We start from the raw sequence: 11,952 nt of genomic DNA on the forward strand, positions 1-11,952 counted from the left end.
CCCTGCGTGCCTTAGACAGGCTGAAGATGCAGCTGCGGTATTCGTAGCCCGTATCCGGACATGAATTCACCGTATATGTTTAATAATTCGAGGAGAATACGACCATTCGCCGACCGTTCAGAGCGACGCCGGTCCAGAAAGACGGACCGCGCTCCAACCGAGATATCCGGGTACCCCGGGTTCAGCTTATTGACGCCGAAGGCCAGAACCATGGCACAGTGACGATTCAGGAAGCCATTGCACTCGCTGAAGAGGCGGGTCTGGATCTTGTTGAGATTGTTCCTAATGCGGAGCCGCCGGTCTGTAAGATCGTTGATCTTGGCAAGCTGAAATATCAAAACCAGAAAAAAGCTGCCGAAGCGCGTAAGAAGCAAAAGACGGTTGAGATCAAAGAACTCAAAATGCGTCCGAATATCGACGATCACGATTATGAAGTGAAGTTGAAGGCTGCAGGACGTTTCTTTGAAGACGGAGATAAGGTCAAAGTTACTTTGCGTTTCCGTGGCCGTGAAATGGCGCATCAGGAACTTGGCATGAAGCTGTTGCAGCGTGTTAAGGAAGATACTGCGGAAATCGCTAAGGTTGAAGCAGAGCCAAAGCTTGAAGGCCGTCAGATGATGATGGTTCTCGCACCACGCGGATAAGCAGAGCAATTTCTGTTTTGTAAAATGAAATAGCCGCCTACGGGCGGCTTTTTATTTAGACTCTTTGGAGTTGCTTTTTACTGTATTTGTGCGTATTGAAGCGCTGTTCAAACCGACCGGCAGGGCATGCCGTGGCGGTTTTGTATGCTTTTCAGGCTTTGGTCGGCCTGAAAGTACAATCGAGTCTCTGCCTTATGCAGACAAAACGTCTTGAGAATAAGAGCCGGAGTGCCGAGGCACGAGGGGGATTAAAACAAGAGGCGTGGAGTATCGCAGATACGACAGGGACTATAATTAAGGAGTAGCAAAATGCCCAAGATGAAGACCAAATCTGCTGCCAAGAAACGGTTCAAAATCACCGGTACTGGTAAAGTGATGGCTGCTGCAGCTGGCAAGCGTCACGGTATGATCAAACGTTCAAACAAGTTCCTTCGCGATGCACGCGGCACCATGGTTCTCTCCGAGGCCGATGCCAAAGTTGTTGTCAAGAATTACCTGCCGAACGGCCTGTAAGCATTAGTTTAAGGATATCATACTATGGCACGTGTTAAACGCGGCGTGACAGCTCACGCAAAGCACAAAAAAGTCCTGAAGCAGGCTGAAGGTTTCCGCGGTCGTCGTAAAAATACGATCCGCACTGCTAAAGCTGCTGTCGATCGTTCGAAACAGTATGCATACCGCGATCGCAAGAACCGCAAGCGCACTTTCCGCGCTCTGTGGATTCAGCGTATCAATGCTGCTGTTCGCATGCATGGCCTGACCTATGGCCGTTTCATCGATGGTCTTGCTAAAGCGAACATCGAAGTAGACCGTAAGGTCCTGTCGGATCTGGCTATTCATGAGCCAGCAGCATTCGGCGCGCTCGTTGCATCCGCAAAGAAAGCGCTTGAATATCTGAAAGACACAACTCCAAACGCTTTTGAGTCCGCTGTCAACTAAGCCAGCCGCTCTTCCAAAGCTTTTGAAATTGTATTTGGAGAACCCGCGCTGGTGGTACTGGCGCGGGTTTTTCGTTTGAAATAAAAACGATACCGGATGGGGCAGAAGCGGCTTACGCATTGTTTCATGCGAGAAAAACAGATGTTGTTGCACGGCACAATTATCAAGGATCTGAATAATGAGCGATCTTGAACAACTCGAACAGGGCATTTTGGCAGAGATTGCCGCTGCCGGTGATGAACAGGCGATTGAGGCCGTGCGTGTTGCCGTTCTCGGCAAAAAAGGTTCGGTTTCTGAAAAGCTGAAATCGCTGGGCGCTATGAGCCCTGAAGAGCGCCAGACACAGGGACCGGCCATTAATGGTCTGAAAAACCGCGTCACGGATGCGTTGACTTCCCGTAAAGCCGAGCTGCGTAAAATCGCAATTGCTGAGAAGCTGGAGCGCGAGAAGGTCGATGTGACCTTGCCGGTGCGCCCTTCCGCTGCATCGCGCGGTCGTATTCACCCGATTTCTCAGGTGATTGATGAGATTACGGCAATTTTTGCCGATATGGGTTTCTCTATTGCCGAAGGTTCGGACATTGAAACCGATTATTACAATTTCACGGCACTGAACTTCCCTGAAGGTCATCCGGCGCGTGAAATGCACGATACATTCTTCTTCCAGCCGGATGAAAATGGTGAGCGCAAGCTGCTGCGCACCCATACTTCGCCGGTACAGGTACATACGATGGAGCGCTTTGCGAAACTGCGTGAAAGCCAAGGTCGCGATGAGCCGATCCGTATCGTTATTCCGGGCAAGACCTATCGTATGGATTCCGATGCCACCCACTCACCGATGTTCCATCAGGTGGAAGGTCTGGTTGTCGATAAATCCTCGAATGTTGCTAATATCAAATGGGTGCTGGAAGAGTTCTGCAAGGCGTTCTTTGAAGTGCCTTCGGTCAAGATGCGTCTGCGTCCGAGCTTCTTCCCTTTCACCGAGCCGTCGATGGAAGTTGACATTCAGTGCGACCGCTCCGGCGGCAATGTGAAATTCGGCGAAGGCAATGACTGGCTGGAAATTCTCGGCTGCGGCATGGTGCATCCGAATGTGCTACGCAATGCGGGCTATGATCCTGATGTCTATCAGGGCTTTGCATGGGGCATGGGGATCGACCGTATCGCGATGCTGAAATATGGCATGCCTGATCTGCGCGCTTTCTTTGATGCGGATGTGCGCTGGCTCAATCACTATGGTTTCCGCCCGCTTGATCTGCCGACATTGTTCGGCGGTCTGAGCGCGTAAATACAGGAAGGTATAAACAGATGAAATTCACGCTTTCCTGGCTCAAGGATCACCTTGAAACCGACGCCACGCTGGAAGAAATTCTCGAAAAGCTGACAGATATTGGTCTGGAAGTGGACGGGGTTGATGACCGCGCGGCCTTCAAAACATTTAAAATTGCCAAAGTGCTGACTGCTGTTCAGCATCCGGATGCAGATAAGCTGCGCGTCCTTACCGTTGATACGGGTGAGGGTCAGCCGGTACAGGTCGTGTGCGGTGCACCAAATGCCCGCGCCGGTCTGGTGGGCGTTCTCGGCAAGCCTGGCGATTATGTGCCGGGTCTCGATGTTACTTTGTCCGTCGGCAAAATTCGCGGTGTTGAGAGCTTCGGCATGATGTGTTCCGAGCGCGAGCTGGAACTGTCTGATGAGCATAATGGCATTATTGATCTGCCGGAAGACGCGCCGGTAGGCATGAGCTTTGCGACCTATATGGGCATTGATGATCCGGTCATCGAAATCGGCCTCACACCAAACCGTGCGGATTGCACCGGTGTGCACGGTATTGCCCGCGATCTGGCAGCAGCCGGTCTCGGCAAGCTGAAAGGTGATGTGATTGCGCCGGTCAAAGGTGCAGGCGCTACACCGGTTAAGGTTATTCTCGATCAGGATGCTGACAAGCCGTTCTGTAACGGTTTCTCGCTGCGTCTGGTGAAGGGCGTTAAAAACGGCCCGAGCCCGAAATGGCTGCAGCAGCGCCTCACAGCAATCGGTCTGCGCCCGATCAATGCACTGGTGGATATCACCAATTATGTGACCTTTGATTATGGCCGTCCGCTGCATGTGTTTGATGCTGCCAAAGTGCAGGGCAATCTGACTGTTCGCGCTGCCAAAGAAGGTGAAACCGTGCTGGCACTCGATCAGCGCGAATATAAGCTGTCTGCAAATCATTATGTGATTGCTGATGAAAAAGGCGTGGAATCCATTGCCGGTATCATGGGCGGTGAACATTCCGGTTGCGATGAAAACACCACGGATGTGCTGATTGAATCCGCGCTCTGGGATGCACATATGATTGCGCGTACCGGTCGTGAGCTGGGTATCATCACCGATGCACGCTATCGTTTTGAACGCGGCGTTGATCCGGAAATGATGGAATCCGGTGTTGAACTGGCAACGAAACTGGTGCTGGACTTCTGCGGCGGTGAGCCAACCGAAACAGAAACTGTCGGCTATACGCCATACAGCCCGCGCGCCATTGAATTTCCGGTATCGGAAGTCAAACGCCTGACCGGTATTGAAGTCTCCTATCAGGAATCTGCAGATATTCTGGCGCGTCTCGGCTTCGCAGTTGAAGGTGACGGCAAGGCTGTGCTTCAGGTCAAGGTACCGTCATGGCGCGGCGATGTGGAAGGCAAGGCTGATCTGGTTGAAGAAGTGATGCGTATTCACGGCATCAATCAGATTGAACCGCAGCCGCTGCCAAATATGGGCAGTGTAAACACAAAAATCCTGACCACTCTGCAAATCCGTACCCGCCTTGCCAAGCGTATTCTGGCAACACGCGGCATGATGGAAGCGGTGACCTATTCCTTCATTTCGGAAGCACAGGCCAAAGCTTTCGGCGGTGGCAAACCGGAACTGAAACTGGCAAATCCGATTGCATCCGATATGTCGGATATGCGCCCGAGCCTGCTGCCGGGGCTGTTGTCTGCTGCCCAGCGCAATGCTGACCGTGGTTTTGCTGATCTGGCGCTGTTTGAAGTGTCGGGTACCTATGAAGGTGACAAGCCGGAAGACCAGCGCCGCGTGGCCGGTGGTATCCGTCGCGGTACAGCCGGTGTTGAAGGTGCAGGTCGTTTCTGGTCAGGCAATGCGCAAAATGTTGGCGTGTTTGATGCGAAAGCGGATGCGCTGGCGGTTCTGGAAGCCTGCGGTGCGCCGGTTGACCGTATTCAGATCGAAGCCGGTGGTCCGTCATGGTATCATCCGGGTCGTTCCGGCACGCTGAAATTAGGTCCTAAAGTGGTGCTCGGTACTTTCGGTGAGTTCCATCCGGATGCACTGGAACTGCTCGATGTTTCGGGCGCTCTGTGCGGCTTTGAAGTGTTTATCGACGCTATCCCTGAGCCAAAGCAGAAATCCGGTGCGACCAAGCCAGCTCTGACACTGTCGCAGTTCCAGAGCGTGAAGCGTGACTTTGCTTTTGTTGTCGACAGCACTGTTGATGCAGCAGCGATTGTCCGTGCAGTGAATTCTGCCGAGAAGAAGTTGATTGCCGGTGCACAGGTGTTTGACATTTTCACCGGCGCATCACTGGGTGAAGGCAAGAAGTCTGTGGCTGTGGAAGTGGTGTTGCAGCCGCTTGACCGCACGCTGACCGATGAAGATCTGGAAGGCGTAGCCAAGCGGATCGTCGAGGCTGTTACCAAGCAGACCGGCGGCACATTGCGCGGCTGATTTTTGCCAATATGGAAAACAAAAAACCCGCCGAAATGGCGGGTTTTTTATAATTCTGTATTTAGCCGCGAAGGCCGATGCAATTGCCCCACGGGTCGCGGATCTGGCACATGCGTAAGCCGTCCTGAATATTTAACGGGCCGCGATAAAGAACTCCGCCGACTGACAACATATGCGCGACAGCCTTATCGAAATCCTCCACCTGCCAATAGACGACAGAACCGGCAGCGCCTGAGGCTACTTTTCCATCGGCGGGCACGATCTCCAGATCAACAGAGCCGATTTTAAGATAGTCAAAGTCAAATTCCTCCAGCCGTTGTGCCACAGCCTGCGGAAAAACCCGCTGATACCATTGCAGGGCTGCAGCAACATCACTGACATGGATGAGGACGGAGGCGATTGTCTGGCTGGTCATTGTGGCTCTATCGGCGTTCCGGATGCCACCAGTCGGGTTTCATATCTTCAAAAGACGTATATTCCGGTGCGAATTCCGGCTGATTATTATCGTCGAAACAGCCGAGCAGCAGGGCTACAACCGGTTCGTCATCAATCGCACCGACAGAGCTGCCGCAGGACGGGCAGAAAGCACGTTTGGAATAATGGGAGGAGCGGTATGTGGCTGGCTCGCCGCCTTCACCGGTCCAGCGCACGGCCTGAGCAGCAAATTCCACCCAAGTTGCGGTTAGCGCCCCTGTGTGTCGCTGACAAATTTTACAGCAGCAACCGTGGGGCTTGAGCTTTAAGGGATCACTTTGCGCTTCAAAACGGATGGAGCCACACAGACAGCCGCCACTATAGGTTTTCATCATTTTTTCTGATGTCCCGTTTGTCAGGCCGGTACTGTTACACGCTCCGGCATGGCGCGCATAGCCATTTCAATAATGCTTTGCACAGACTCGCGGCTGCCGCCGTCACGGGCTTCATAGGACAGGCTCTGCAACATGGCATGGTAGAATTCTGCCATCTGCGTCAGGTCTGTGCCTTCCGGCAGGTCGCCGTCTTTCAGCGCGCGTTCACAGCGGGCGAAAATCCGCTCGAAAGCTGTCTGGCGAATGGTTTTGAGAAATTCTTTGACCTGTTTGTTTTCCGGTTTGCACTGGATGCTGCTGACGCTGACCATGCAACCGCCTGCAGAGCAAGCATAGGTTTTATCCGCATGGGTTTCCAGCATGGCGCGGATGCCCTGCTGAATCGTCTCCGCTTTATCCAGCGCAACCAGAGGCGCTCCGCCGATTGTTGCGGTGTAATGATCCACCGCCTCACGGAAGGCCTGCTCCTTGGAGCCGAAAGCGGCATAAAAACTCGGCGGGGTAATGCCAATAGCCGCAGTAAAGTCGTTAATCTGGGCGCATTCATAGCCTTTTTCCCAGAAAACTTTCATAACTCTGTCCAGCGCATCTTCGCGATCAAAGCTGCGCGGTCTGCCGCGTAAAGCCATTTCATACCTTTCTTTAGTATGTCTTATATAATTCACTTGACCGCAGCATTCAAGTTGCTATGAATTATGTAATCATCACTACATAATGAGATTCACGATGACTGATATTTGCGATTCCGCGCTGCCCGCGGAGCGAATGACTAATATTGCTGTTAACACGATTACGCGTTCTGAAGCGCATAAACCAGCAATTCCGCTGGTTGTTTATTGCTTATCGCTGGGTGTTTTTGCTTTAACAACATCCGAACTGATGATTTCCGGTCTGTTGCCGTCGCTGCAGCAGGCCTTTGGCCGGTCCATTGCCGATATCGGCAATCTGATTTCCCTCTATGCCTTGGGTATGGTTTTTGGCGGGCCGGTGGTGACGTTGCTGTTTCTGGCTTTGCGCGTTGAACATAAAAACGGCTTGCTTGGTCTCCTGATCTTCTATGCCATTGCTCAAAGCGTTGCAGCCTCGACCTCAAGTTTTGAGGTGATGATGGTGGCCCGTGTGCTCACCGGCATTGCAGCCGCTGCAGGATTTGGTCTGATGCTGGCAATCACTGCGCGTCTGGTGGCAGCCAATATGCGGGGACGTGCCGTGTCGCTGGTCTTTGCAGGGCTGATGCTGGCGACAGCATTGGGTGTGCCGCTGGCCACATGGATAGACAGCCTGTTTGGCTGGCGGGTCAGCTTCTGGCTGATTGTGCTGGTGATATTATTCTGTGCCCTGACTGTTGCGCTGAAAATTGAGAAAAGCCCTGCGGGTCACTCGGCAACCTTGCAGACTGAGCTTCAGGATATGCGCAATCCTGCTCTCTGGGCAGCTTATGCCACCAGCGCATTGGCAATCGGCTCGTCCTTTGCTTTTTATAGCTATTTCTCTCCGATTATGACCGATCTGGCACAGTTTCCGGTTCATCTCATGCCGTTTCTGCTGGCTCTCTATGGTATTGCCAATATTGCAGGTAACTTTCTGAACGGTCGTTTTGCTGATCGCTATACGATGCCGCTTCTGATTGGCGGTATCGCGGTCATGGTTGTTGCAATGCTGATTTTTGCGTGTTTTGCAGAATCAAAACCGGCAGCACTGCTTTCTGTTGTTCTGATTGGTCTGACGGGGATTGCGCTTAATCCTCCGCTGGTTGCCCGTATCATGCGCATTGCCCATCCCGGTGCACTGGTTAATGCCATGCATGCGTCGGTGATTAATATCGGCCTGAGCTTTGGCCCCTGGGCAGGTGGTCTGGCGCTGGAAAACGGCTCCGGCCTGCATGCCCCGCTCTGGGTTGGTTTTGGTATGGCACTGGCAGCATTGCTGACACTGGCACCCCGTTCTTTGCGCCGTCTGTGATGGGGGGGTGATTGAGTGACGCTGTTTCATCCGTTGAAACAGCGTCATTTTGTTTAAAGACCCGTCATGGCCAGCGAAGCATCCGTGTAGCGTTTTCCGGATACCTGATCAGGCGTGATGATGGCGCCGATCTGTTTTAACTCCTCAGCCGAGAGATCAATCTCTGCGGCTTTGATATTCTCATCGAGACGGCTGATTTTGCGGGTACCGGGGATAGGCACGATAAATTCTGCCTGATTGAGCACCCATGCCAGTGCGAGCTGCGCCGGTGTGATTTGTTTACCGGCTGCAATCTGTTCGATCAGATCAATCTGCGCATTATTGGCAGCGAGATTTTCCGGCTGGAAGCGTGGCAGGGTTTTGCGAAAATCATTCTCTGCCAGATCAGCTTGTGTGCGGACACTGCCTGCCAGCATACCACGACCAAGCGGGCTGTAAGGCACAAAGCCGATGCCCAACTCACGGCAGACCGGTAGCACTGTGGTTTCCGGATCGCGCACCCAGAGCGAATATTCGCTTTGTAATGCAGCTATCGGGTGTACTGCATGGGCGCGGCGCAGTGTTTCAGGTCCTGCTTCAGACAGGCCGATGGTGCGGATTTTTCCCTCAGCAATCAGGTCTTTCAATGTACCGATCACATCTTCAATCGGCACTGCCGGATCAACACGGTGCTGGTAGAACAGGTCAATCACCTCAATACCAAGGCGTTGTAAGGAGGCTTCTGCCACAGCACGGATATGATCGGGATGGCTGTTCACACCATTTGATGTGTCGCCTTCAATTTTGAAGCCGAATTTCGTGGCAATGGTTACTTTATCACGGTGCGGTTTCAGTGCCTTGCCGACCAGTTTTTCATTTTCAAATGGCCCGTAGACCTCTGCCGTGTCAAAGAATGTCATGCCGCTGTCCACCGCATGATGCAGGGTGCGGATGGCTTCTGCCTCATCCTGTCCGCCATAGGCATGGCTCATGCCCATGCAGCCAAGACCAAGAGCCGAGACTGTCAGTTCAGAGCCGAGTTTGCGCATTTTCATGGTGATTTTCCTTATTTCATCCGGTGACGAAAACATATGTCAGTTCTGATTGTTCGATAATCCGGTTTTATTTTTACGCCCTGTTCTGTAAAACAGATCAATGAAACGCTCTCAGCTCTCCCAATTGGCGGTTTTCGCCACAGTTGCCGATCATGGCAGTTTTCGTGCGGCGGCAAAAGAACTGGCTATTGCACCCTCTGCCGTCAGTCAGGCTGTTGCCCAGCTTGAGGCTGATCTTGGCATTACGCTGCTTTCAAGAACCACCCGCTCAGTGCATCTGACAGAAGCAGGACAGCTTCTGCTGACAGAACTTGCACCGGCGCTGGGTGGTATCAATGCTGCATTGCTGGCCGTGCAGGATATGCGTGTCAGACCTGCCGGAACGGTGCGGATCAGCACGCCGCGCTCTGCCGCGCATCTGTTTCTGGCACCGAAATTTCAGGCATTCGGTGAGGCCTTTCCGGATGTGGTGCTGGATATCCACATTGAAGATCAGTTTGTGGATATTGTTGCCGCCGGTTTTGATGCCGGTATCCGCTTAGGAGAAAGTCTTGAGAAAGATATGATTGCCGTACCGCTTGGGCAAGCCTTGCGCAGTCCGGTGGTCGGGTCTCCGGCCTATCTTGAGCGCCATGGCACACCGCTGCATCCGCAGGATCTGATGACACATCGTTGTATTCTCAAGCGGTTTTCATCCGGCAGTCTTTATCACTGGGAGTTTGAAAAACAGGGGCACCGGCTGGATGTCAAGCTGAGCGGCCCGCTGATACTGGATGATAATCACCTGTTGTTGCAGGCGGCACTGGATGGTGCAGGGCTGGTTTCGCTGCTGGAACCTTATGTTGAAGAATATATACAGAAAGGTACGCTGACAGAGGTTTTGCCGGACTGGACACAGCAATTTCCGGGTATGTATATTTATTATCCGAACCGGCGTAACATGCGGCCGGCGCTTCGTGCTTTTATTGATTTTTTCAAATTATAACCGTCGGAAATCCTATGTCCCATTTGCGTTTTTCCGGACTGCCCGCACAGGAGCAGCAAGATATTTTTCTGGATATTATCCGAAACAGCCCGCTTCTGAAGGATGTGCTGAGCCGCGCACAGCAGCTGAACCTGCCGGATTGGTATATTGTATCCGGCGCGCTCTATAATCTGGTGTGGAATGTGCTGACCGGCAGGCCGGAAACCCATGGCGTCAAAGATATTGACCTGTTTTATTATGATGCTTCCGACATATCCTACGAGGCAGAAGACCGGATCATCAAGACAGGTGACGGGGTGTTTTCCGCTGTGCCTTTGCCGGTGGAAATCCGCAATCAGGCGCGGGTGCATTTGTGGTTTGAAAAGCATTTTGGTTTGGTTTGTCCGCCTTTGCGCTCCAGTGAAAACAGCATTGACCGCTTTGCTTCGAAAACCCATGCGGTCGGCATAAGACTTGAGCCGGATGGCAGCTTGAAACTCTATGCGCCTTTCGGTCTGGATGATATTTTTTCGCTTCGGATGACACCCAATCCGGTGGCTGATAATCGTGAAACACATCATGTCAAAGGTCTGCGGGCACAGAAGAACTGGCCGGAAGTGACAGTTGTTCCGTGGCCTGAAATGACCGCACTCAATTCATAACGGAAAGGTATCCTTATGTTCCGCTGGGGTATTTTATCGACCGCCAATATTGGTATCACGCAGGTACTTCCTGCAATCGCGGCATCTGAAACCGGTGTGGTGCAAGGCATTGCCAGCCGCGATGCGGCGCGTGCCCGTGCCGTGGCCGACCGCTTTAATGCACCTTTGAGCTTCGGCTCCTATGAGGAATTGCTGGCAAGCGATCAGATTGACGGTGTTTATATTCCGCTGCCGACATCGCAGCATATTGAATGGTCGTTGAAAGCGGCAGAGGCAGGCAAACATGTGCTCTGTGAAAAGCCGATTGCTTTGAAGGCGGAGGAGATTGACCGTCTGATCACTGCGCGTGACCGTCATCAGGTGGTGATTTCAGAAGCTTTCATGGTCTATTATCATCCGCAATGGGCAAAGGTGCGTGAACTGATTGCTTCCGGCCAGATCGGCCGTTTGCGCATGGTACAGGGCTGCTTCACATATTTTAATAATGATCCGGCGAATATGCGCAATCAGGTCGCACTTGGCGGCGGTGCCTTGCCGGATATCGGGGTCTATCCGACTGTAGTGACGCGTATAGTGACAGGGCAGGAACCGCAGGAGATTTTTGCCCGTATTGAACGCGATCCGGATTTCGGCACCGACCGTTATGCAACTGTGCTGGCACGTTTTGTGGATTTTGATCTGAGTTTTTATGTGGCGACGCAGCTATCTGGGCGTCAGCAGATGGTCTTCCATGGCGATCAGGGGATGATTACGGTTCATGCGCCGTTCAATGCCGGAAAATATGATCATGCACGGGTCACATGGCATGACGGTTCACACACAGCTTCACAGGAATGGACTTTTTCCAATATCAACCAATATAGCCTGCAGGCTGATGCTTTTGTGCGCTTCGCCCGCGGAGAGAAAGAAGTGCTTTTCAGTCTTGAAAACTCAAAAGCCAACCAACATGTTATTGACAGGATTTATGCAGCAGCCGAAAAGCAGTGACATAAAGCGCATCCTAAAAAGCGGAAACCGGTTTTTGGATAAGATGTGCGGCATGCTTCGTGCTGTAATAATTTTTTAAATTCTGAAAAAACCGTCAAAATCGCTCAAAACAGATAAAAAACGCATCAAAATGCGGGATTTTTGTCGCAACCGCGGGCTTGTGGCTTGCAGTGAAAATCCCCCCTTCTTATATACCCCTCGACTCGTGGCGATCAGGCGTTTAAA

13 protein-coding genes are annotated in these 11,952 nt (G+C 52.4%); 9 read left to right on the top strand and 4 right to left on the bottom strand.

Features of this window, described 5'->3' with window-relative positions; translation table 11 throughout:
• The first annotated feature begins 104 nt into the window (after nucleotides 1-104).
• From infC to pheT, 5 genes are all read left to right on the top strand, one after another.
• On the top strand, nucleotides 105-644 hold the full coding sequence (gene infC / locus KHQ09_RS17610; RefSeq protein WP_075653946.1) for a translation initiation factor IF-3: 540 nt from the start codon (nucleotides 105-107) through the stop codon (nucleotides 642-644).
• Between the two features lie 309 nt (nucleotides 645-953).
• Nucleotides 954-1,157 carry a 50S ribosomal protein L35 gene (rpmI, locus tag KHQ09_RS17615; protein WP_113943738.1) on the top strand — a complete coding sequence of 68 codons (204 nt, stop codon included), beginning with the start codon at nucleotides 954-956 and terminating at the stop codon, nucleotides 1,155-1,157.
• 24 nt (nucleotides 1,158-1,181) lie between these two features.
• On the top strand, nucleotides 1,182-1,583 hold the full coding sequence (gene rplT, locus KHQ09_RS17620) for a 50S ribosomal protein L20 (protein WP_022709387.1): 402 nt from the start codon (nucleotides 1,182-1,184) through the stop codon (nucleotides 1,581-1,583).
• Nucleotides 1,584-1,761: 178 nt separating this feature from the next.
• Nucleotides 1,762-2,871, top strand: coding sequence for a phenylalanine--tRNA ligase subunit alpha (pheS, locus tag KHQ09_RS17625; RefSeq protein WP_075653947.1), 1,110 nt, complete (start codon nucleotides 1,762-1,764; stop codon nucleotides 2,869-2,871).
• Between the two features lie 20 nt (nucleotides 2,872-2,891).
• Nucleotides 2,892-5,309 (top strand): phenylalanine--tRNA ligase subunit beta, encoded by a 2,418-nt coding sequence (gene pheT, locus KHQ09_RS17630; protein ID WP_213599648.1) that lies wholly within the window; start codon nucleotides 2,892-2,894, stop codon nucleotides 5,307-5,309.
• Nucleotides 5,310-5,370: 61 nt separating this feature from the next.
• Here the strand turns inward: pheT and KHQ09_RS17635 are convergent, their stop codons facing one another.
• The 3 genes from KHQ09_RS17635 to KHQ09_RS17645 are packed head-to-tail and all read right to left on the bottom strand — an operon-like array spanning nucleotide 5,371 to nucleotide 6,747.
• Entirely contained in the window at nucleotides 5,371-5,724 is a 354-nt protein-coding gene (locus tag KHQ09_RS17635) for a VOC family protein (RefSeq protein WP_213599650.1), read from the bottom strand.
• 7 nt (nucleotides 5,725-5,731) lie between these two features.
• Complete coding sequence (locus KHQ09_RS17640) at nucleotides 5,732-6,118, bottom strand: GFA family protein (protein ID WP_213599652.1); 387 nt, start codon at nucleotides 6,116-6,118, stop codon at nucleotides 5,732-5,734.
• Between the two features lie 20 nt (nucleotides 6,119-6,138).
• Complete coding sequence (locus tag KHQ09_RS17645) at nucleotides 6,139-6,747, bottom strand: TetR/AcrR family transcriptional regulator (protein WP_116088665.1); 609 nt, start codon at nucleotides 6,745-6,747, stop codon at nucleotides 6,139-6,141.
• Nucleotides 6,748-6,883: 136 nt separating this feature from the next.
• Between KHQ09_RS17645 and KHQ09_RS17650 the strand changes: the two genes are divergently transcribed.
• Entirely contained in the window at nucleotides 6,884-8,080 is a 1,197-nt protein-coding gene (locus tag KHQ09_RS17650) for an MFS transporter (RefSeq protein WP_238481683.1), read from the top strand.
• Nucleotides 8,081-8,133: 53 nt separating this feature from the next.
• On the opposite strand, the gene KHQ09_RS17655 is transcribed toward KHQ09_RS17650, so the two are convergent.
• Nucleotides 8,134-9,114 carry an aldo/keto reductase gene (locus KHQ09_RS17655; RefSeq protein WP_213599653.1) on the bottom strand — a complete coding sequence of 327 codons (981 nt, stop codon included), beginning with the start codon at nucleotides 9,112-9,114 and terminating at the stop codon, nucleotides 8,134-8,136.
• A 100-nt stretch (nucleotides 9,115-9,214) separates the two neighbouring features.
• On the opposite strand from KHQ09_RS17655, the gene KHQ09_RS17660 reads away from it, so the two are divergent.
• Genes KHQ09_RS17660 through KHQ09_RS17670 form a run of 3 tightly spaced genes read left to right on the top strand, consistent with a single transcriptional unit; the run spans nucleotide 9,215 to nucleotide 11,727 of the window.
• Nucleotides 9,215-10,099 carry a LysR family transcriptional regulator gene (locus KHQ09_RS17660; protein WP_213599655.1) on the top strand — a complete coding sequence of 295 codons (885 nt, stop codon included), beginning with the start codon at nucleotides 9,215-9,217 and terminating at the stop codon, nucleotides 10,097-10,099.
• A 14-nt stretch (nucleotides 10,100-10,113) separates the two neighbouring features.
• Nucleotides 10,114-10,740: a nucleotidyltransferase family protein gene (locus KHQ09_RS17665; protein WP_213599657.1), complete on the top strand. Its 627-nt coding sequence runs from the start codon at nucleotides 10,114-10,116 to the stop codon at nucleotides 10,738-10,740.
• Between the two features lie 15 nt (nucleotides 10,741-10,755).
• Nucleotides 10,756-11,727, top strand: a complete 972-nt coding sequence (locus KHQ09_RS17670) for a Gfo/Idh/MocA family protein (protein WP_213599659.1) — start codon at nucleotides 10,756-10,758, stop codon at nucleotides 11,725-11,727.
• Nucleotides 11,728-11,952 lie beyond the last annotated feature (225 nt).

It is taken from the genome of Pseudochrobactrum algeriensis (genome assembly GCF_018436245.1).
Taxonomy (GTDB): Bacteria; Pseudomonadota; Alphaproteobacteria; order Rhizobiales; family Rhizobiaceae; genus Pseudochrobactrum; species Pseudochrobactrum saccharolyticum.